Below are 22618 nucleotides of genomic sequence, written 5' to 3'. Positions count from 1 at the left end.
AGGTATGCTCAGTTAAGTGGCTCTCATCATGCTCATTTATCCCACAATTCTGATAATCATGAGATCCTGCATGTGCAAATTAAACGGGCATGGTTTTAACCCCGACACTTTGTCAGCCCACCATATTAGCCACTGATTATAATGGAAATTTTTGCACCGTAACGGTTTAACAACTTAGCTTTATCATTTGCACTATTTAAACTCTATTTGTGGCTCAGGGTAGATTACGCGACTAAATAATATGGAAAATGGACGTTAAGGTTATAATCGCCGGCAAATAACACTAAAGACTGCGGTAATGGGGAGTTTCGCACGGATGAAAAGCAAAAATTTATTAGGCAATATTGGTGTGCAAGTGGTTATTGCCATGATTTTAGGCGCGTTAGTGGGTTTTATTATGGGCGACAGTGCAAGCGTATTTGCACCACTGGGCACCATTTTCATTCATTTAGTTAAGATGCTCGTGATCCCACTGGTACTGGTTTCTATCATCAGCGGTGCCGCGAGTTTAGGTGATAGCCCTTCTGCGGGAAAAATTGGCATTGGTACTTTCGGCTTCTTTATTGTCACTTCTGGTATCGCCGTAGCATTGGCCTTGGTAATGGGAAATTTATTCCAACCTGGTGCGGGAGTGGATTTTACCGCCCATAGCAGCACAGGTTTGATGGAAGTGACTAAAGATCAAGGGGCGTTACCTGGGGTAGTCGAGACCTTTATTGGTATGATCCCAACCAATGTGTTCGAGTCGTTGAACGGCGGGAATATCTTACAAATTCTGGTCTTTAGTATCTTCTTTGGTATTGCACTGACGAAGGTGAAAGGCGATGGCGCTAAACCTATTTTGGCGGCGCTGAATACCATAGTTGATGCCTTTGTGTGGATGATCAACTGCGTAATGATCATTGCGCCCATTGGCGTATTTGGCTTAATGGCAGATTCGGTCGGCTCCTTCGGTTTTGATGCCTTAGAAGTGGTATTTAAGCTGTTTGTCGTGTTTGTGGCGGCGATTTTGATCTACGGCTTTATCTTCTTTCCATTGGTGGTACATCTGTTCTCAAAAGTATCAGCGCGCCAGTTTATTTCGGCAATGAAAAAACCACAGGTGATGGCGTTATCAACCGCATCCTCTATGGCTACACTACCGGTGAATATGGAAACCTGCGAAGAAGATCTTAAAGTTTCTAAAGCTACCACCGCTTTCGTATTACCGTTAGGTGCCACCATTAATATGAGCGGCAACGCGATTTATTATGGTTTAGTGGCCATGTTTTTTGCGCAAATGTATCAGGTTGATCTATCGATGATGGCTTATGCCGCCATCATATTCACCTCAACCTTGGGCGCTATCGGCCAAGCGGGTGTACCCGGCCCCTCCTTTTTAGTGGTAGCCGTACTATTAGCAGCGGGGATCCCAATCGATGGTTTACCTTTATTGTTTGCCTTAGATCGGATTTTTGACATGATCCGCACAGCACTCAATATCACAGGTGATGCGGCTTGCGCATTAATTATGGATAAATACGCTGAGGTAAAAACGGACAACATAAGCTAACCGTAAAACATCAACAAAGGCTTGAATAGGCAGTGCTTATTCAAGCCTTTTTTATCCCCTAAAGCCGATAATGCTCAGTTTTCCACTCATACGTAAGCTCAGTAATTCAACTATATGAATGTTAATGTGATCTCTAACATTCATATCGCGCAGAGTAAGCGGTTAAATTTCGCAATTTACATTTCTTTCTCACCTATAAACGGCAAGTCATAGGATTTTTCTGCGATAATAACATTAAGTTAACGTGTAAAAGGAATCCTGCCCTATGTCTGTATTTGCCCCTGCTACACCCTTTGCACCAGCAACACCCTTTGCCGACTTTATCTACCGTCATTTTCGCGCGGTCCATGCTTTAAAGCTGGGCTTGGCTCTGCTGATTGCTGTCACCATCAATGCTATTTGGGCGCCGCCACACTTTATTTGGAGCATGGTAACCATTGTGGTCATTATGATGAGTTTGCCGCAGGTGGGCGGCGCGATTGAAAAATCATTGCAACGGGCGGTCGGCACCTGTTTAGGCTCGATTTATGGAATAATGTTGGTGGCGACCATCGACAGTTATTGGTTGATCATGAGCCTGCTTATTTTGGCCGTTAGTTTGATTTGCTTTATCTCGGCCGGACGTTATAGCTACGCCTATTTAGTGGCAGGATTTACCATCATCATAGTGGTCGGCGATGCCAATCACGGTACCTCTGAGGCGCTGTGGCGAACAGCGAATATTCTCTCCGGTTGCGTGATTGCTATTTTAGTATCACTGTTTATTTTCCCGATTAAGGCTAAGCAGGATTGGCGTTCACAACTAACTAATACTATTGGGAATATGGCCAATGTATTAACGCAACACCTTCAAGCGCCCGCAAATCATAATCTTGATTTTCGCACTGAACTTGAAACCGCAATGAAGGCCGTACTCACTCAAAAGAAGTTATTTTTCTCTTTGGAGTGGGAAAGCCAAACACTCAAAAAACATAAAATATTACTGTCGCAGTTAGTGAATAAACAAGTGCGCTTAATCACCCTACTTGAACTCTTGCCCTTAACCCGCTGGCAGGAAAAAGATAAAGATGCCTACAACCAAATCAATAGCATTGCCGCTGAACTCGCACTTTATCTGCAAAAACTGGCCGCATTTACTGGCGGAAAAACACCGCAGCGCCCCCATTTACCTGAAAATTTAGAGTCACAATTACAACACAGATTACAACTCGCGTTAGTTTCATCCTCCGAGTCGAGCCTAGCCACCAGTGCAACTTCGCTACACAGTTATGATGCCCAGCAGGGCTTTGCACTTACGGGATATAGCTGGCTTATTTACCAACTGGCGATTGCCGTTGAAGCACTTTATGATGACATTGCCGTTATCGACATTGCCTACCATAAACCACCAGCAGCTGAGATAAAGCCAGACCAAACAGATTAAGTTATTCGACCGTTAGCTTATGGGTTAAATCTATGCCCTAAAAGTCAGATAAACCCTTGACCGCCCTTGCGTTAGCGGGGCGTTTAATGAAAAGATACCGTCCTAATAAAAACTCGATAGATGGACTCTTTTTATGCGCGTATTTCCCCTCTCCGTTATCGCGATTGCCTGCATCTCCACTGGTAGTCTCTCCGTTGGTAATACCTTTGCCAACGATGCAAAAACCTTAGCTCAAACAACTCAGGTACAGGCGACTGCAGTCGCGACTCCTCACACAACTGCCCCTGAAAAAACGCTAGTTGATACTCCTGTTGTTGTGCCACAAGTCGTAAACTCCGCTGAGAATACGACAATCACTGCGCCTGCGGCCGATGTAATAACCGAGCCCGTAGTTGTCACTGCAGAAGCTCAGCCAGCGGCCACTCCTGAGCGAGCCAATACTTTTGTTAACGATGCCATTTTACCGCCCAGTATCACTTGGCATGGCGCCAGTGAATCACTGATACTCAGTGTCGACAACGAGTGGGCAACGCCCTTCGAGCAAAGTCGCGGCCTTGAGAGCCCAAGCTACGATGCCACTATCGCTTGGCTTGATAAACTCGCACTAGAAACCAATAAGTTACAAAAGGTTAGTCTAGGTAAAAGCCCACAAGGGCGCGATATGTGGATGTATATCGCCAGTAGCGAAGGCATTAATGAATCAGCTCGCCTCAAGCAAAACACTAAACCAACGGTTTTAGTACAGGCGGGTATTCATGCCGGAGAAATCGACGGTAAAGATGCCAGCATGATGCTATTGCGCGACATCATCAAAGGCGATAAAAGTGGTTTACTCGATAAAGCCAACCTATTGTTTGTGCCTATGTTTAGTGTTGATGCCCATGAGCGCAGCAGCGAATTTAATCGAGTGAATCAACGTGGCCCAGTGAATATGGGCTGGCGCACTACTGCAAATAATCTCAACCTGAACCGCGATTATGCCAAGGCCGACACCTTAGAAATGCAGCACATGCTGCGTGCCATTAATGTGTGGCAGCCAGACTTGTATATCGACGTGCATGTCACCGACGGCATCGATTACCAATACGATGTCACCTTTGGTTATAACCTTGCCCAAGGGTTAAGCCCTGCCAGTTTCCGCTGGCTCGAAAACAGTTACAGACCCGCGGTTGAAGCGGCATTAACCGAGCAAGGCCATATTCCCGGCCCGCTGATTTTTGCCGTAGATAATACCGATATCACTAAAGGTATGTCGCTGTGGAATCCTAGCCCACGCTTCTCCAACGGTTATGGTGATGCGCGCCATTTACCGACTATTTTGATTGAGAACCACAGCTTAAAACCCTTTAAACAAAGGGTGCTCGGCACCTATGTGATGCTTGAGCAAACCCTTAAAACCGTAGGGGAACAGGCAACTAAGCTCAAAAGTGCAATTCAAGAGGATAAATACCGCGCCTCGCCGCTCATTACCCTAACGTGGAAATCGGCGCCATTAGCAACAGGCTGGGACTTTAAAGGCATCGATTATGCCCTTGAAACTAGCCCAATCAGTGGCACAGAGGTAGTGCGCTGGAACGGTCAACCTAAGCTGTACCCGAACTTACCTGTGATGGCTGAAACTGTGCCCGATATTAAAGTCACTCGCCCGAGTGCTTACTATATTCCGGCGCAGTGGACGCAAGTGATTGATCGCCTTAACGTACATGGCATTCGCATGACGCGCCTGACTAAACCGACAGAGCTTAAATTACAGCAATATAAGCTCAGTAACCCAGTGTTTAATACTCAGGATCTTGAGGGGCGCCAAACGGTTAAAGCCGAGTCTGAATTGACGAAAGTCAGCACCACTCTGCCCGTGGGCACGGTTAAAATCAGCACAGAGCAACCGCTGGGCGATCTGGCAATCTTGCTGCTTGAGCCGCAATCGCCAGATTCTCTGTTGCAATGGGGTTTCTTTAATCCTATCTTCACCAACACTGAATACATTGAAGATTATGCCGTAGAGCCACTAGCGGCCAAGATGCTAAAAGAGGATCCTAAGTTACAGGCACAGTTCGATAAAGCACTGACCAACGCCGAATTTGCCGCCGATCCCGAAGCGCGCCTGCGCTGGTTCTATGAACGCAGCCCTTACTACGATAACCAATACCTTAAGTATCCGGTTTACCGTAGTCGTTAATCCTCGCCATCACAAACGGCTAGGATTACGCGGGCTTACGGGCACTGATGCTATACACCAAGGGCACATTCTGCCCTTGGTGTGTTAACACATAACGACCATCGGCTTGGGCTTCGAGCCCTTCGAAACAGTTGTACGGGCTGAAATCAAATTCGTGGAAGAACTCCAACACTAAGCCCGCCTGCAATAACGCATTGATCACTTCAGATAGACTGTGTGACCAACACATTAAGGTTTGCTGGTCATCACCGGCATTTTCGGTATAAGTGCCTTCCAGCTCTATGTCTGGCTCACCCCGATTAAAATAGCTGTAACCATCGAACAACTGCTGCACCGGATGAAACTCGGCCATGTAAAACTGTCCGCCGGGCTTTAAACAAGCAGCAACCGTCTGCGCCCACAGGGTTAAATCCGGCAGCCACACAATGGCACCATAGGACGTAAACACAATATCTTGCGGCTCAATCTTGCTCGCCACACTGTAAACATCGCTACAGATAAACTCGGCGGACAATTGTGTCTGCTGCGCCAGCTTTTGTGCTTCATCAATCGCCACCTCAGACAAATCAACGCCCAGTACTTTAGCGCCCATGCGCGCCCACGACAGGGTATCTAAGCCAAAATGGCATTGCAGATGCAGCAAACTTTTTCCTGCCACATCCAGCTCGCTCAGCTCTATTTCCCGTAATGAAGTATTTCCACGCAGGAAGCCCGCCACATCGTAAAAATCCGAAGTTAAATGTACCCGAGTGCGCGCATCCCAAGCCGTCTTGTTCGTCGTTAAATAATCCATCTGCATCCCTTCTTATGTTTTTTGTATTTTTTGTATTGTCTGTATGTTTGCCCAGCCAGACCTATGAGGCTCAAGCTAACTTAATAAATGAGCAATTTCACTAATCTGTGAGTAAATCCCTCATTCGGCGGACATGTCCGCACAACCAAGCGCGGACACTTTCAGCTTAAACAATTGATTATAAATGAAACTTAAAATTGGCATGGGCTGTGCAATATCTTGTCTATCGCAAGACGACTCAGCACTCACACGAAAAATGAGTGCCAGATAAACAAGGAAGCTAACATGTCACTACGTCCATTTATGTTCACCCTCGCTTTTATATTGCTGTTTACCGTAGGGGTATCGCTTACTGGCGGCATTATTAATGTCAACGCCGCTGGCATGTCCGATTTAGACCAGCAGCAACGCGAACTCACACTTGATAGCCAAGACTTACAAAGCCTAATTGCCGAGACGGGCGCTGGTAGTCTTGAAATTATCGGCGTCGAAGGCCTAACCCAAATTAAACTCGTCGCCGATATCTATAGCAATAAGGACAGCAAAGTCATTCTCACCCTTGAGAAAAAGGCCAATAAAGCCAAGCTCAAAGCTGATTTTGAGCAAAGCGGTTTTAATCATGACTCGCCCTATATCGATCTAAAACTGCGAGTACCTGCGAATTTAGCACTGGATATCGATGACGGCTCAGGCGCCATTTTGATCAGCAAGATGACAGCAGACATCAATGTCAAAGACGGTTCAGGCGAACTCACCATCAACGGCGGTAACAATGTCAGCATAGAAGATGGTTCAGGTGATATTGAGGTCAGCCAAATCAATGGCAACCTCACGATCGACGACGGCTCTGGCGATATTGAAGTCAGACAACACAACGGCAACCTAACCATTAAAGATGGCTCTGGCGCAATCAAGGTGACTGATGTTAGCGGCAATATCACTATCGATGATGGTTCAGGCGACATCGAAGTCGCCAATGTGCAAAGTGCTGTGACTATCACCGATGGCTCAGGCGACATTAATGTGTTTAACACTAAGGGATTAACGATTCTTGCAGCAGGCTCTGGCGATGTGAAATTTAACAAAATCGACGGCCCAGTAAGCATGAAATAACGCGCTGCTTTACCACCCTACACCCAAAGGTTTTACCCACTTCCCGGCGTAGAGACTGATGTTGCAACGGTTCCCAGCCAAGATGTCAGTCTTCTACCCACCCTTTGCAGTTATTGCAATTTTGCCGCGACTCCCTGGTAGCGGCATTTTTTTCATCGCCTGAGACTTTCTCTGCCTCAATTCATGACAGTCGTTGGTAACGTTTTACCTATTTGTCTTTTCGAAGCAAAGTTTGACAATGTGTGTCTCGGTAAACTCACTCGGTAACCCAGTAGCTTCGGTAATGGTTCGAGGGGCTAATCAGCGGCAACATGGCTTTTGGCTATCGTATTCCCTAATTGCCTGCCGCAGGCTTTCGCACTGTTACACCAGTGACTCGCCGTAAATACGTCCCTGTAGGCTCTACTAAAACATCCATGTTTTAGAAGGTCACTGGCGCAACAATGCTTGATTTGGTGTAACCATTGATAACCGAGTAATGCTGGGCCTGACTTTTTGCTGATCCCTAGGTACTGGCTGTTCATCCCAAAAGAGTTATGCCAGTTCCATAATTACCGATTAAGGTTGGAAGTCCAATTTTTAACCGTTAGTTTTATTTTCTCGAAGTAATAATGGTGATAGAATCGCTAGCGTCCTGTGCGTGCCAATATTTTTGGCCACTCTGTATTTAATTCAGAGTGATACTAATTATGAAGAGCTTTTGCTCTTAGGTGTAAAAGCCTTGCCCGTATATAACGGGTGTTCACTTATCATTACTAAAATCAACGCACAGGACATCAATAATAAGAAGGAATTAATGGCGCTATCTAACGATATTTGGTGGACTAGGAAAGCTAAAATCCAAACAGAGAAAAGATTGCTTTCAAATGCATATCAGTCTCAGTTGATAATGTTATGGTATGCATTTTTTGGGGTTGCGGTATCCATATATTATTTAAAGTTTAATACAAACAGTGAATATGCTAACGTCGCTTGGGTAATCTATTCAGTTTTATCACTTACCATGTCAGGGTTCCTAACTGGTAGATCATTTAAAGAACGTTCCTCACAAATAAAAGAATGCTATGAGGCACTTAAAGGAATTCAGCATAAAGCAAAGCTTTTGGAAGACTCCTCAAATTCTAGCGGAGAAAGTTGGAAGAGTGTTCGTGAAGAGTATGAAAAATTATTGGGCCTTTGTGAAAATCATACTGATTCTGATATGGTAAAAGCGCTTTGTATAGAACATCTCTCTGCTCACGGAGAATCTGATGAAAAGACAGGCTTGAAACCTGAGATGACAAAATGCCCAACATATTTTCACTGGTTTGTTTTTTGTAAAGACACCTTTAAACAAGCAGCCATTCTCTTGGTTATGTATATCCTGCCAATAGCTATATTCTTTATTTTATGGAGCTTCAATGAATGTCAGGCATCAGTTTGAGAAGCACTTTTCAATTGAAAATTTGGCGCGCATTTTCAAAGAGAACGTTGCTCTTTCAGGGGCCACTGGAATAGATAATCTGGACCCCACAGCATTTATTAAACAGCTAGAAGAACAATTAGAAATATTGTCTCGAAAATCTCTTGCTGGTACATATAGGTTTAGCAAATATAAGTTGAAGTTAGTTACTAAAGGAAAAGGCCAGGCTCCTAGAGAGATATCTATCCCCACAGTAAGAGATCGGATTGCTCTTCGTGCCCTAAATGATTTTTTATCAGAACGCTACAATGATTCAGTAAACTTTGTACTTCCACAAGATGTGATAGCTAAAGTAAAAAGTGATCTTGATAATAAGGTTTTTAATGGTTTTATTAAACTTGATGTAACTCAGTTTTATCCATCAATACTTCATACCGAACTCGATTCTCGTTTACGCAAGCGGATTCATGGTGAGAATGAACATATTCTAGAATTAATCCAATCAGCTATTTCGTCTTCAACTGTCGTTAAATCATTTAAAAATGATGTTCTAGAAACTAAAGGCGTTCCCCAAGGATTAGCAGTATCAAACATATTGGCAGCCATTTATATGGCTAACATTGATCGTGCTCTAAAACAGTATAAAGGAATTAGCTATTTTCGCTATGTTGATGATGTTTTAATATTATGTGACTTCAATAATGCGCAAGAGTTAGCCAGAGACATCATAAAGAGATTCAAGAAAATTGGTTTAATTGTTCATAAACCAGATCCAGATTCTGAAAAATCAGTGATCGAGAAAATAGGATATCCCTTTAGCTATCTAGGTTATTATTTCAAAGGTGAACTAGTGACTGCTAGACAAGGCACTATTGATCGACTCAAAGACTCACTTGCCGCCATATTCACCGCTAGTAAATATTCAAAATACAGCAATGAAGAATTTCTTTTATGGCGTTTAGATATGCGTATTACCGGTTGTGTATTTGAGAAAAAAAGTAAAGGCTGGTTGTTTTTCTTTTCAATGATTAATGATGAAACTCTACTACATGAACTAGACCACTATGTAGATAAGCTTATCAAAAGGTTCAAAATTTCTGGTGTACCTAAACGATTCTCGCGAGCATTTAAGGAGTTAACACATAATCGTTTCCAAACAAATTACATACCAAATTTTGATCAATAACAACGCCATCAGAAATTAACTCTGCTCAATAGATATTTCCCAAAAGATGTAGAAGGAAAGACACTTACCGATTCCCAGATTGACTATCATTTTAGAAGACGAATTAAAAAACAAACAAAGGATTTACTTGAAGATATTAAAGACTTTAGGTCTTAAAGATAGTGTTTATCGAGACACTCGCTGTTAAATTTTGCAACGTAACGACAGAATTGGAACATGTACAGGCTAACAGGATACTCTGTGGTTAACTAGATTAAGCACTGTCATGGAAGTGACCGTTGGCGGCATGGATGCCGCCGTCGAGCCTATAGGGACATATTTACGGCGAGTCACTGGAATGACAGTGCTTAATCATTCCTACTGTCGCTGAATAACTAAAAGATCAACGTAACCCGTGATGCAATTCTAGCAGAGCAAAGGTAACTCACATCCAGACTCAATCAACGCCAGCTTTTGACTACGGCTTAGCTTTTTAACTGCTATCTCACGCCGCAGTGCATCGCCCTGACAGCCAACCATTTCTTGATACATCAGCGTTAATGGACCTTTACCGCGCAGATACTTAGCGGATTTGATGCCACCCGATTGATGCTCACTAAAGCGCCTTGCTACATCAGTGGTGACACCTGTGTATAAATGCCCGTTGGCGCAGCGGACTAAATATAAATACCAGAGGGATGCTGACTTTATGGGTGTAGGCTTCAGAGGTGCAGAATTTAATGGTGCGGGATTCAGCGCTTCTTTAGTCACGCCATCTTTGGTAGCCACAACGCTAGTCACTGGGGCAAGAGTATCTGCCACCAGTGACTCATGTCGCTGTAAAACTTCTTTGTCAGTATTACCTAAACTGACGGCTGATTCAGTCACTTGCGAATGACCTACTTCGCCATACCTAACAGACTCAAGAAGAACGCATATTCTTGGGCTGTATCTTGGTATTGGCGATAACGACCACTCTTACCGCCGTGGCCGGCTTCCATATCCACGTTAAGTAACAAGACTTTATCGTCGCTCTTGTACCATTTATTTTTAATATCGCGCAGCTTAGCGACCCACTTGGCGGGTTCAAAATACTGCACTTGTGAGTCATGCAAACCTGTCGTCACTAACATATGGGGGTATTCTTGCTCAGTGACATTGTCGTAGGGCGAGTAACTCAACATGTAATCGAAATAGGTTTTCTCGTTCGGGTTGCCCCACTCGTCGTACTCGTTAGTTGTTAGCGGAATCGACTCATCGAGCATAGTGGTAACCACATCTACAAACGGCACATGAGCGGCGATAGCAAAATATTTATCTGGCGCTTGGTTAGCAATTGCGCCCATTAGCAAACCACCCGCGCTGCCACCAGAGGCGACAACCTTGTTTTTATCGCCATAACCTTGTGCGGTTAACGCCGTAGTCACGTCGATAAAATCATTGAAGGTGTTTTGCTTATTCAACAGTTTACCGTCGTCATACCAAGGGCGACCGAGCATTTCTGAGCCGCGCACATGAGCGATGGCATATACAAAACCGCGATCGAGCAGGCTGATAACGGATGAAGAAAAATCAGGCTCAACTGTGTAACCGTAAGATCCATAACCGTATTGATACAGAGGGTTAGTGCCATCTTTCTTGAATTTATCTTTACGATACACCAAAGACACAGGCACCTTTACGCCATCACGGGCGGTAATAAACACCCGCTCAGAACGATATTGGTTAGCATCAAAACCACCTAATACTTGGTCTTGCTTCAATAAATCCCGTCTATCTGGATTAATCAGCGAATATTCGTATACGGCTTCTGGCGTTGTCAGGCTAGAGTAGAAAATTCGTAACTTATTGCTGTCTTGCTGGGCGTTAACATCTAAACCCATCACATAGGCTGGTTCATCAAAACTCAGCTCAAAGGGCTTTTGACCATTGAACGGCATCACTTTAATCCGGCTCAGGCCATTTTCACGGGTCTGAATAATCAGATAATCCTTGAGCACTAACTCGTCTTCGATACGGGCATTGGGGTTGTGCGCAACCACTTCTTGCCACTTAGATTTGTCTGCCGCATCTTTAATGGCGACTTTCATCAAACGGAAGTTAGTCGCCTGCCAGTTGGTAAGAATGTAATAGCTATCGCCCAGCTTAGACACGCTGTACTCATGGCCTTCTTCCCGCGCTAATACTGGCTTAAATAAACCTAGTGGATCCTTGGCATCAAGCACAGAGACTTCGCTGGTTGTGGTGTTTTCTTGAAACAGCACAATTTGCGATTCATCTAAGGTTTTACCCAGCGAGATATAAAAAGAATCGTCTTGTTCTTCATACACTAAAACATCGCTCGATTGCTTAGTGCCCAACTCGTGGCGATACACTTGGTAGCCCAGTAAGGTTTTAAGATCTTTAGCGATATAAAATACATGCCTATTATCGTTCGCCCATACCACTCGACCTTCGGTGTTTTCGAGCACATCGACAATCATGTCACCGGAGGCTAAATCTTTAAAATAGATGTTATATACGCGGCGGCTTAATACATCTTCGCCAAAGGCCAACATAGTTTCATCAGGGCTGACACTCGCGCCGCCTAAACCATAAAACTCATGGCCCTTAGCTCGCTCGTTCACATCAAGCATCACTTGCTCAACGCCATCACTACCCTTACGGCTGATCAGCGGATATTCGCCGCCCTCTTGGTAACGACTGTAATAACTATGCTGGTGCCATTGGTACGGCACGCTCGACTCATCGGCGACTAAACGCTCGGTTAACTCTGTAAATAAACGGTCTTGCAGCGGCTTTAAGGGTTTGAAATAAGCTGCTGTGTAGCGATTCTCAGCTTCGAGATAGGCAATCACCTTAGGATCTTTGCGCTCATCATCGCGCAGCCAATAGTAATCATCGGTGCGGGTAACGCCATGCAAAGTCATCACATGGGGAATTTTTTCAGCAATTGGGGCGGGTACTTGCCCTTTTGAGGTCGAACAACCGGATAACAGCATGGCAATACCTAAAGTTAGCAGCAGAGATCGCATTTATACGTCCTTGTGACGTTGATACCAACCTTCGAATAACTCAAAGGCTAAACATTTTCAGTATGATAGTAGTCAGGTGTGCACTAGCGCAAACATTGCGCGCGAGAAGTTGCCATTCGGGGTAAATAAGGGCAACATAACCGCGTTTTTGAGTGTTAATGGCTCAAAAGCAAATTCTCAGGGCGGGGTGAAACTCCCCACCGGCGGTAAATGGTAACGGTAAGTAATTATTCTACTTAACGTCATCAAAGCCCGCGAGCGCCCGAATATATTTTCGGGGTCAGCAGATCTGGTGATTTAGGCTTTGCCAAGTGCAAACCTGACGATTCCAGAGCCGACGGTAATGGACTGTTTGCTTTAATGGCGACAGTGCTGAGTCCGGATGGAAGAGAATGTAAGACAACATTGTGGTATCTCAGTGCAACGCGCTTGTGTATCGCAGTGTTAGCCTCATGTTTTGTAATAATGTCACTCAAAAGTGAATGTTATTGCTACAACAAAATCGAACCACAGGGTTAGATTACGTTGTATTTCTGCACGCCCTGATTCTGGATATTCCAATGTCGTTTATTTAAGGATATTAACCATGAATCAGTCTTTACTTGCTCCTTTTGGTACTGCTATCGAACGCGTTGAAGCGGGTCTTAATGCCCTGCGTCAAGGCCAAGGTGTGTTAGTGGTCGATGACGAAGATAGAGAAAACGAAGGCGATTTAATTTTCGCAGCCGAGACTCTCACTAACGCTCAAATGGCCATGCTCATTCGTGAATGTAGCGGTATTGTTTGCCTATGTTTACCCGATGAAAAAATCAAAGCCCTCGAACTGCCAGCGATGGTCGAGCACAACTCAAGCCAATACGGCACCGCATTTACGGTCAGTATCGAAGCAACTGTTGGTGTAACAACAGGGGTTTCAGCCGCTGATCGCGTCACTACCATTAAAGCGGCAATTAGCGACAACGCTAAACCAAGCGATCTCGCTCGCCCTGGCCATGTGTATCCACTTCGCGCCCAACCGGGCGGCGTGTTAACCCGCCGCGGCCACACCGAAGGCACTATTGATTTAGTGCAACTCGCTGGCTTAAAACCCGCTGGGGTATTGTGTGAAGTCACTAATCCCGATGGCACTATGGCGCGCTTGCCTGAAATTATTGCCTTTGGTGCACTGCACAATATGCCCGTGTTAACGATTGAAGATATCGTGGTTTATCGTAAGTCGTTACTGGCGAATGTAGGTTAAGTGAGATGACAGCATCCTCGCTTGAGGATGTTAACTAACAAAAAAGGACGTTTAGCTGCGGCAAACGTCCTTTTTGTTTTAGCGAAAAAGGCAGCGTACACACGTTCATTCCATCATTTTTGCTACTGCAAAATGTGTCGCACTAAAAAATTAGAATCGAGCCCTGAGTCAAAGTAAGGGCAAAAACTGGCTGGCATATCACATAAACTCGCATGCAGATCATAGCCATCCTTAATCACCATGGCATAATGTTACGCAATAACCTTAAAATTCGGCATCAGTATGTTGATGTCACTTGGGTATCACCCCAAGGTCAGGTAAAAATTCATTTCGCGTCATCATGACCCATTGCATATAAGGTAGACCCTATGTCCGTAAAAGCCGATCCTTGTTCGCAACCTAGCTTAATGCACCCAGATCAAGCTATTCCCCTGTTGCTCGAACAAGTGAGCCCAGTGTCAGACACTGAAGTTGTGTTACTTCCCTATGCTCTTGGCCGCGTTCTTGCCGAAGATTTAGCGGCTTGCATCGATCTGCCGCCGTTTGACAATTCGTCTATGGACGGTTACGCCCTACGCTTTGCCGACTTAAATACACAAACGAATCAGACCTCATTGCGACTCATCGGCAGTTCATTTGCAGGTCATGGTTTTCAAGGCGAAGCTAAACCTAATACCTGTGTGCGGATCATGACGGGCGCGCCATTACCTGTCGGTTATGACACAGTGCAAATGCAAGAAGAAGCCGAAGTAGACTGTGAAATTGTGCATATTCGTCACCCTAAAGCACAGGGCGCTAATGTACGTTGTCGCGGTGAAGAACTGACCCAAGGCACTAAGGTGCTCAATGCTGGCATTCAAATCGGCGCCGCTGAACTGGGCGTACTTGCGACCATTGGCGCTAGCCAAGTACGTGTATACCGTCAGCTTAAAGTGGCTTTTTTCTCTACCGGTGATGAACTGCGCCCCGTTGGCAGTGAATTAGCTCCGGGGCAAATTTACGATTCAAACCGCTATTCAATCCAAGGCTTACTCAAGCGTGCCAATGTCGAATGGTTAGATTTAGGCGTCATCGCCGACGATCCTGAAGCGATACGGCAGGCATTTCGCCATGCTGCCAGCCAAGCAGATATGGTATTAACCTCAGGCGGCGTTTCAGTCGGCGAAGCCGATTTTACTAAGCAAGTTCTCGATGAAGAAGGCCAAATCACCTTCTGGAAATTGGCGATTAAACCGGGTAAACCCTTTGCCATGGGAAAAATAGATAAGGCGGTGTTCTGTGGTTTACCAGGAAACCCCGTATCATCGATGGTGACGTTTTATAAACTTGTTTGGCCAATACTTCAAAAGATGCAGGGCTTAACCCCTGTCGCACCTTTAATGTTAAATGCCACACTCAGCACGCCAATACGTAAAAGCCCAGGCCGTGTCGAGTATCAACGCGGTATTTTAAGCCGCAATGCACAAGGTGAGCTCGAAGTTACCATTACTGGTAGCCAAGGTTCAGGCATGTTGACCTCAATGAGCCTAGCAAACTGCTTTGTGTTATTAGAGCAATTTCAAGGTGATACCGCGGTAGGCACTCAAGTAACGGTTGAACCCTTTAACAGCGTACTGTGCTAGGAAAATCTCGATGAATGTTTCAGAAGATATTCTTAGCGACAGCGAGCTATTGCGGTACAGCCGCCAGATATCCATTAAAGCCATGGATATCGACGGTCAAGAATGCTTAAAAACAGCAAAAGTGTTGATGATAGGCGCAGGCGGTTTAGGCTGCGCCGCCAGCCAGTACCTAACCGTTGCAGGTATTGGCGAACTGACCTTAGTGGATTTTGATCGGGTCGAATTGTCTAATCTACAACGCCAAGTGCTGCATCAAGATGGCAATATCGGTCAGCCGAAGGTTGAATCGGCTAAGCAAAGTCTTAGTCAGCTGAACCCCTATATCAAAATCAAAACTATTGATGCCGTGTTAGATGACCATGAGATTGATGCCCTCGTTGCCGAGCACCATTTGGTACTGGACTGCAGCGATAATGTCAGCGTGCGCGAACAGCTCAATCTCAGCTGTTTTAAGCACAAAATTCCTTTGGTATCCGCCGCCGCTATTCGCATGGAAGGCATGATCACCGTATTTGACTACCACAACGAAACGCCTTGTTATCATTGCTTTAGCGCTTTATTTGGTGAGCAACAACTCAGTTGTGTCGAATCGGGCATTCTCGCACCAGTAGTGGGTATGATCGGTTGCTTGCAAGCGATTGAAGCCATCAAAGTGATCACTGGCATGGGTAAAACCTTAGCGGGACGTATTTTGATGATCGATGCGATGACGATGGAGTTTCGCGAGATGAAATTACCCAAACAAACCCGTTGTAGCGTCTGTAGTACACAGGATGCTAATACTTGATAAACAAGTTTATTTACCTTAACTTAACGCGACATTGTAGAGACTAAACGAATAGTTAACATAAAGGAATGACAAGGAAACCTATGGACTCTGAAAATAGTGTATTTGATCGCGTAACCACTGACGGTACTCTCGTTGGTGCGGGTATTTATAACCTCGTGATTGGCCTTACGCTGATTTGGGGATTTGCCGTTAACTATTGGATGGTCACCAATATCGACCCAGAAGCGATTGCCAGCGTTAATTCGTGGGTGTTCTTTATCGGCTATTTTGCCTGCTGTTTTCTGGGGATTTATCTGTTTCAAAAATCGAGTAATCCACTCATCAGTTTTATTGGTTATAACTTTGTGGTCGTACCCTTCGGTTTGATTATCAATATGGTGGTTAGCCAATACGACCCTGAATTAGTGACTGAAGCCATTCGTATTACCGGCTTAGTGACTATTGCCATGATGTGTTTAGGTACGCTTTTCCCTGCATTTTTCCAGAAAATTGTGGGCGCACTGACTATCGCCTTGTTGCTCGTTATTGTTGTCGAACTGATTGAAGTGTTTGTGTTTAATACTCATCACGGCATTTTAGATTGGATAGTGGTGCTTATTTTTTGCGGTTATATTGGTTACGACTGGGGACGGGCGAATCAAATCCCCAAAACTATAGATAATGCTATCGATAGCGCAGCCGCTTTATATATGGATATCATCAACTTATTTCTACGGATCCTGCGAATTTTAGGCCGCAAGTAAGCAAGACAATGAGTCAAAGGCTGTTTATGAAGTTCAGTTTAACGTTTGTGACCACCCTGCTATTGGGTGTGGCATTAGCGGGTTGTGGTGAAGCCAAACAACCTGCTGCGAAAGTGAGCATAGCCAATCCCGCTTCAGAGTATTGCATCTCCCTCAATGGCAGCTTAATAATTGAGATGACTGCTGAGGGTGAACATGGCATCTGTACCTTGCCCAATGGCGAAACCATTGAAGAGTGGGCGTTATTTCTCCGCGATCACAAGGCAGAGAAACCACAATAAAGAGTATTTTTAATTTGATGGCAAAACAGGCGCTTATGCGCCTTTTTTTATTTTAAATCAAAAGCTTAACGTGACAACCGTTCACTGCGCCAGATTTTGCGCTTATCCACCGACTGAAAACTCCATGCTAAAACTCGGGTAATTTTATTACCCTGCTGCATCTCGATAGTCTTTACTGTGTCCACTTTTAGCTGCGCCAAAGCTTGATAGCAAGGTTTTAAGTTTTCCTTCTTCGATACTAGGCTAGTGAACCACAAGCATTGTTCGGCAAACGCTTGGCTTTCACTGATCATCGTCGCCAAGAACTGCCGTTCACCGCCTTGGCACCAAAGCTCTGCCGCTTGACCACCGAAATTTAACGTAGTTGCAGTCTTTACCGCACTACGACGATTAAGCTGTAGATTGTTCACCTTACGTTTTGCCCCCTCATTGGCCTCTGCCATAGAGGCATGAAAGGGTGGGTTACACAGCGTTAACTCAAAACGTTCTTCGGTTTGAATAATACCCTTAAAAACAGCCTTTTCATTCGACTGTAGCCTTAAGTGTAAACGCCCCTGCAATGGCGGATTAAGCTCGATAATACGTTGCACATTGCTAAGGGAATCAACATTGATATCCGTGGCGACAAATTGCCAGCCGTATACTTGGCTACCCAGTATCGGATAAATACCATTCGCACCAGTGCCAATATCTAACACACGCACGTTATCCATCGCGCATGATTTATCGCCTTCGGCTAAGAGATCGGCTACATAATGCAAATAATCGACTCGGCCAGGAATGGGGGGACATAAAGCTCCCGCAGGAATATCCCAAAATTCAATCCCATAGTGGTGTTTAAGCAAGGCGGTATTGAGCATTTTAACCGCCTGATGGTCGGCAAAATCTATTGATAAAGCGCCATAGGCGGTGGGGCGAACAAAGGTTTTTAGTTTAGGCAAGGCGTTTATCAGCGCCGGAAAATCATAACCGTGCAAATGGGCATTACGCGGATGTAGAGTTTTTTTGATTTCGGCACTGGCGCGGTTTTTAATTGGCGCCTTACTCACCTTTGCCTTGGCGCCAGCCTTCTTTGCCCGGTTGGTTTTGGTATTTATTGGGCTAGCGGCTATTTTGAGCGGTGCTGAAGCAGTCGGTTTTACGGCAGGTTTTGACATAGTCACTCTTGTAGCGCAGTGGGTGTAATGCAGTGGGCCGACATGCATCAGCCCTTAAAGTGGGGCAGTAAATTAATCGTACAAATAAGAGGTAAACAGTAAGTTGACTATCAATGGCTTACCCGCCTCTTGAGTGATCAAATTATTGACGATGTCGAAGCATTCACGGCGAATCTCTTCACGTCCTATCAGCGATTTAACTTTGTCTTCCGATTGGTTGCCTAACACTTCAACAATGGCGGCGCGCAATAACGGATCATGTCGCTCAATAGTAATGAGGTCGTCGGGGCTTTTAACCATCAGTTCAATACTGATTTTAACAAACCCTAGTTTTTTACGGGTTGAAATGTAATTGGTGACGATTTCTGGATCAAAAGCATAATAAGCGTACTCAGGTGCGGTCGCGGCAGCGGTATCTGCAGGCGCCACTTCTTTCTCATCGGCGGCGTAAACACTAAAAATACCAGTGAATAAAATCAGACAGGTTGAGAGTAATTTTTTCATAGTGACTTACGGCCCCCTAAAACAATAATGGTAATGGAAGAAACTTCCCAATCTATCTGCTCGCGCCATGACATGCTAAACTGCCGACGTTTGCTTATATTGTAACGAGTATTTAATGAATGTGACTAGCTTAAGCTTCCCTTATGGTGAATCTATTCAGTGGTTTTGTGCCGATAGCGCCAACAAACTCCCCCTTTCACCCTTAAAAGAATGGTTGCTCGCCACTGGCAGCCTAACGCAAAAGCTCAAAACCTGCTGCACTCAATTTGAGGTCAAAGTCTTAGGTGAAGGGCACTATGCGCCATTAAACGGTGAATATCCTCAACAGGGTTCAGTCTGGATCCGCGAAGTATTACTCTGCCTCGACACTGTGCCTTGGGTATTTGCCAGAACCTTGATCCCCGAAAGTTTGATGTCTGAACGACAAGGCGATTTTCTTAGCCTTGGCTCTCGCCCCTTAGGCGAATTGCTATTTAGCCAAGATAACTTTATCCCCGGTAGAATAGAAGTCGCTAGCTTTGAAACCTGTAGTCGCCTTGCCCACTTAGCTGAAAGTTTACAGCAAACTGTCGAACATGATCTTTGGGGACGCCGCCGCTACTTTCATCACGGTGAGCATGAAATGATCGTCAGTGAGTTTTTTTTGCCCGCGGCCGAACAAGCTATTAATAAGATGTAATGTGATTTACGGTTTGAGAGCCAATAAAAAACGCCTCTTATCAGAGGCATTTTTATTGAGTAATACTAAATTTTTATTGAGTAATAATAATAGTTTAACGCCACTTTAACTGACGACGCCACGCAAATACTCCGAGGATGGCAAGGTTTAGCCAAGCTAAACTACCACCGCCTGAACCCTCAGTTGCCGCTGCAACCGTGACTGTAGCATTGCTCGTTACCTGAGTATTTGCCATATCAGTTACTGTGAGCTCTACGTTATAAGTGCCAGCCGCAGCATAAGTATGGTTTGGCGCCTCAGCAGTGCTTGTCGCGCCATCGCCAAAACGCCATGCATAGGTTAGTTGCCCCATACCACCATCAACATTACTGGTGAAATTCACTGCTAATTGAGTCACTTGTTTAGTAAAACTGACCGTTAATGGTGTAATGGCATTCGCATTCGCCAAACGAATAACCGCAGTGCTGTTATTACGGGACTGAGACAATACCTGCATCGTTAATCCGAGCGGTTGTAAAACCATACCAGATTGCGGCTGCAGCGGTGCGCTGTAGTCTAAGCTGTCATCAAATAGACTCACTGCATCGAGATGATTATCACCTAAATAAAAGCTTTGTTTCACAGTGCTAAAGGCAGCGTCACGGATTTGTTCACCGGTAGACGTCAAGCCTACGCCAAGCATATTTTGGTCGGCATCAATCACGCCAATTAAACTATGGCCAGCATGATCTGATACGTTGTTGTCGGTATAACCCACATCTTCTAACCAGAGCAATACTCCGGGGTCAAAACCGACTGATTTTAAGCCGACATCAACGCCATTATGACTACGTAACTGAATAAGATAGCGAGATGCGGCGCCTGGACGAGAATCCTGAATACGGCTATAACCGTTGAGTTTCACTTTATCCGCCACTTCGGCATTATCGCTATATAACTCAGTGGTATTTTGTTTAATGCTGATGCTATCCAGCGTTATCCCCGCTAGGGTTGTCGCCTCATCGGTGACATAGTTGATTTCAATCGTCACTGCATTGCCAGCAAATGCGGTTAAATCGTATTCCAAAGCCACCCAAGCATCGCTTCCTTCTGCCTGAGAGTTGGCAGACGACTCACCGGTAATAATATGGCGCGCATTATTTATCGCGTTATCGGACAAAGTGTGATTACCCTCAATCGCCACACCATTCACGTTAACTTGCATATAGTCATAGTCGGTCTCGATGCTCCAACTGGCCTGCATACTCAGAATAAGTTTTTCCGTGGTTACCTTAGGTAAATCAAGATTAAAACTCATGCTGTTATTCAGCATATTGCCTTGGCCAGAATAGTATTGGTAACTGCCCTGATATGGCATTTTAAAAGGAATTGGCGCAGGAGGAAGAGGAATAGAAATCTGGTTTACCGCCTGATGATTAACCGCCTCATTCAAGGTTATATTGATGCCTGACTTAGGAATGCTATCCAAGCTAATTTCACGCTCATTTAACCACTTACCTTTATATCTTTCCTGCAGATAAGAGCGAGCATAAGGGCTAAAACCACTCGGTTGTGCACCCGCAATGTCACCAGTCCAACTCCCACCAGACATCAATGACCATGCGCCTACTGGTGAGCCATCTTTACTCGTATTATCACTGGTATCGTATTCATCAGGCAGGCCGAGATCATGACCAAACTCGTGGGTACAAACCCCGGTTGCTGCGTCGATAGGTTGAATGGTGTAACCAAATACTTTTTTCACCGTACCAGGTAGCGCATAACCTTGCGTGCCTTGGTCGACAAAATAGCGATGGGACCAAATAGCGCTCGTTCCTAATGCTCCGCCACCGGTTTCTTCACCTATGCTGGAGTGAAATATCATCACGTGGTCGATGATGCCATCGGGTTCGTTATAGTTACCGTTATTATTAATATCATAAGGATCTTCAACATCATAACTGGCTAACTCTGCTATGGACATACTTGCGACAGCCTGAGACACCGCCTCTTTAACCAGTTGACTTACCTGTGCATCACTACCAGATTGAGGATCATTAGCGCCATAGTATTCCGCATTCTGATTAGCGGTATACCACCCCTTAACCTCGCCTGTAAAAGAAAAGGTTTGCCCAGAAACCGCTTGATAATATTGATACCCTGATGTGAGGTTCTGTCCCTGTGGACCGTTAAATCCAGTCTTCGAAAAGAGTAAATTTTGATAATGCGATAGTGGATAACTGGGATAATACATGGCGGTATCATCGGCTTTTAAACCATTGTTATCATGTTTTAAATTAGGAAAATCAATTAATACGGTCAACACTTTCACGGTTTTTTTTACATCAGCATCAACTTGTAGGCGCTGTGCTGGTGAGCGCATCATGTGCGATGATTGGGCTCTTTGTACGCGCGCATGTTCAGCTTCAACTTCAATGCGCGGGGTTTTAGGTTGAGCCAATGTCGCGCGGTAGATATAAGCCTCAATTGCTGCCTGCTTTACGCTATCACTGGCATCCGTTGTCACTTCGCCCCGTTTAATAAGCCAATATAAAATTCGATCTTTATTAATCACACCCGCATCTGCAGGGGTATGATTTGAAGCCGCCATACTCGCGCCACTAATCAATGCCAACAAGAGGCCAAACGCTATAGCGCTTTTTGTACTTCGCATTTTTAATCCTTTAAGTAACTGCTAACTCCGCCTTGGAGAGTGTTTTTATAAGGCGAATGTCTCTTCGTATTTAAATAACTCTGCCCGTGGGGCAATTTATTCAGGGTATCCATCTCCCAAATTGAGAGACGGGTTGTGGACGTTAGCAGCACGACAGAGATGTAACAACTTGATACAATGGTTAATTCGCAGAATTTGCCATTTTGTCAGCATTAATTCAGCAAACTCTCAATATAAACCTTACTCTAGACGGTATCTGAGGCATAAAAAAACCGCATTCACTGGGT

The 22618-nt window shown here is 44.9% G+C and carries 18 protein-coding genes and 1 riboswitch; of the genes, 12 read left to right on the top strand and 6 right to left on the bottom strand.

Features of this window, described 5'->3' with window-relative positions:
- The first annotated feature begins 316 nt into the window (after window positions 1–316).
- From C9I43_RS16810 to C9I43_RS16800, 3 genes are all read left to right on the top strand, one after another.
- Window positions 317–1552 carry a dicarboxylate/amino acid:cation symporter gene (locus tag C9I43_RS16810; RefSeq protein ID WP_107884667.1) on the top strand — a complete coding sequence of 412 codons (1236 nt, stop codon included), beginning with the start codon at window positions 317–319 and terminating at the stop codon, window positions 1550–1552.
- Window positions 1553–1817: 265 nt separating this feature from the next.
- Entirely contained in the window at window positions 1818–2975 is a 1158-nt protein-coding gene (locus tag C9I43_RS16805; RefSeq protein WP_107884665.1) for an FUSC family protein, read from the top strand.
- 133 nt (window positions 2976–3108) lie between these two features.
- Window positions 3109–5154 carry a M14 family metallopeptidase gene (locus C9I43_RS16800; protein WP_107884663.1) on the top strand — a complete coding sequence of 682 codons (2046 nt, stop codon included), beginning with the start codon at window positions 3109–3111 and terminating at the stop codon, window positions 5152–5154.
- Window positions 5155–5179: 25 nt separating this feature from the next.
- Here the strand turns inward: C9I43_RS16800 and C9I43_RS16795 are convergent, their stop codons facing one another.
- The gene (locus C9I43_RS16795) at window positions 5180–5947 is read right to left on the bottom strand and encodes a class I SAM-dependent methyltransferase (RefSeq protein ID WP_107884661.1); all 768 of its coding nucleotides are present in this window, start codon (window positions 5945–5947) and stop codon (window positions 5180–5182) included.
- 285 nt (window positions 5948–6232) lie between these two features.
- Between C9I43_RS16795 and C9I43_RS16790 the strand changes: the two genes are divergently transcribed.
- The 3 genes from C9I43_RS16790 (at window position 6233) to C9I43_RS16780 (ending at window position 9648) form a co-directional block, all read left to right on the top strand.
- Window positions 6233–7060 (top strand): DUF4097 family beta strand repeat-containing protein, encoded by an 828-nt coding sequence (locus C9I43_RS16790; protein ID WP_107884659.1) that lies wholly within the window; start codon window positions 6233–6235, stop codon window positions 7058–7060.
- A gap of 652 nt (window positions 7061–7712) precedes the next feature.
- Window positions 7713–8483 carry an SLATT domain-containing protein gene (locus tag C9I43_RS16785; protein ID WP_181317924.1) on the top strand — a complete coding sequence of 257 codons (771 nt, stop codon included), beginning with the start codon at window positions 7713–7715 and terminating at the stop codon, window positions 8481–8483.
- Complete coding sequence (locus tag C9I43_RS16780) at window positions 8461–9648, top strand: reverse transcriptase domain-containing protein (RefSeq protein ID WP_258192021.1); 1188 nt, start codon at window positions 8461–8463, stop codon at window positions 9646–9648. The genes C9I43_RS16785 and C9I43_RS16780 overlap by 23 nt, the downstream gene beginning before the upstream one ends.
- Window positions 9649–10053: 405 nt before the next feature.
- Here the strand turns inward: C9I43_RS16780 and C9I43_RS16775 are convergent, their stop codons facing one another.
- Window positions 10054–10515, bottom strand: a complete 462-nt coding sequence (locus tag C9I43_RS16775; protein ID WP_107884655.1) for a GIY-YIG nuclease family protein — start codon at window positions 10513–10515, stop codon at window positions 10054–10056.
- 11 nt (window positions 10516–10526) lie between these two features.
- The gene (locus C9I43_RS16770) at window positions 10527–12662 is read right to left on the bottom strand and encodes a S9 family peptidase (RefSeq protein WP_107884644.1); all 2136 of its coding nucleotides are present in this window, start codon (window positions 12660–12662) and stop codon (window positions 10527–10529) included.
- 169 nt (window positions 12663–12831) lie between these two features.
- Window positions 12832–13060, top strand: a riboswitch (FMN riboswitch).
- Window positions 13061–13248: 188 nt separating this feature from the next.
- On the opposite strand from C9I43_RS16770, the gene ribB reads away from it, so the two are divergent.
- The 5 genes from ribB to C9I43_RS16745 all read left to right on the top strand — a co-directional run bounded on the left by ribB (window position 13249) and on the right by C9I43_RS16745 (window position 17338).
- Window positions 13249–13902 carry a 3,4-dihydroxy-2-butanone-4-phosphate synthase gene (gene ribB, locus C9I43_RS16765; RefSeq protein ID WP_076497375.1) on the top strand — a complete coding sequence of 218 codons (654 nt, stop codon included), beginning with the start codon at window positions 13249–13251 and terminating at the stop codon, window positions 13900–13902.
- A gap of 368 nt (window positions 13903–14270) precedes the next feature.
- A complete protein-coding gene (moeA, locus tag C9I43_RS16760) occupies window positions 14271–15524 on the top strand; it encodes a molybdopterin molybdotransferase MoeA (RefSeq protein ID WP_107884642.1) in 1254 nt (417 codons plus the stop codon).
- 10 nt (window positions 15525–15534) lie between these two features.
- On the top strand, window positions 15535–16311 hold the full coding sequence (gene moeB / locus C9I43_RS16755) for a molybdopterin-synthase adenylyltransferase MoeB (protein WP_107884641.1): 777 nt from the start codon (window positions 15535–15537) through the stop codon (window positions 16309–16311).
- A gap of 83 nt (window positions 16312–16394) precedes the next feature.
- Window positions 16395–17057 carry a Bax inhibitor-1 family protein gene (locus C9I43_RS16750; RefSeq protein ID WP_107884639.1) on the top strand — a complete coding sequence of 221 codons (663 nt, stop codon included), beginning with the start codon at window positions 16395–16397 and terminating at the stop codon, window positions 17055–17057.
- A 26-nt stretch (window positions 17058–17083) separates the two neighbouring features.
- Entirely contained in the window at window positions 17084–17338 is a 255-nt protein-coding gene (locus C9I43_RS16745; protein ID WP_107884637.1) for a putative hemolysin, read from the top strand.
- Between the two features lie 65 nt (window positions 17339–17403).
- Here the strand turns inward: C9I43_RS16745 and rlmF are convergent, their stop codons facing one another.
- Entirely contained in the window at window positions 17404–18495 is a 1092-nt protein-coding gene (gene rlmF, locus C9I43_RS16740; protein ID WP_107884635.1) for a 23S rRNA (adenine(1618)-N(6))-methyltransferase RlmF, read from the bottom strand.
- A gap of 72 nt (window positions 18496–18567) precedes the next feature.
- Window positions 18568–18999 (bottom strand): flagellar basal body-associated protein FliL, encoded by a 432-nt coding sequence (locus C9I43_RS16735; protein ID WP_076497380.1) that lies wholly within the window; start codon window positions 18997–18999, stop codon window positions 18568–18570.
- A gap of 115 nt (window positions 19000–19114) precedes the next feature.
- On the opposite strand from C9I43_RS16735, the gene C9I43_RS16730 reads away from it, so the two are divergent.
- A complete protein-coding gene (locus tag C9I43_RS16730) occupies window positions 19115–19678 on the top strand; it encodes a chorismate--pyruvate lyase family protein (protein ID WP_076497381.1) in 564 nt (187 codons plus the stop codon).
- A 94-nt stretch (window positions 19679–19772) separates the two neighbouring features.
- On the opposite strand, the gene C9I43_RS16725 is transcribed toward C9I43_RS16730, so the two are convergent.
- Entirely contained in the window at window positions 19773–22331 is a 2559-nt protein-coding gene (locus C9I43_RS16725) for an immune inhibitor A domain-containing protein (protein ID WP_107884633.1), read from the bottom strand.
- Window positions 22332–22618 lie beyond the last annotated feature (287 nt).

Source organism: Shewanella morhuae, assembly GCF_003028295.1.
GTDB lineage: Bacteria > Pseudomonadota > Gammaproteobacteria > Enterobacterales > Shewanellaceae > Shewanella > Shewanella morhuae.
Note: the sequence above shows the minus strand (reverse complement) of the source record. Positions and strands in the feature narration are given on the sequence as shown.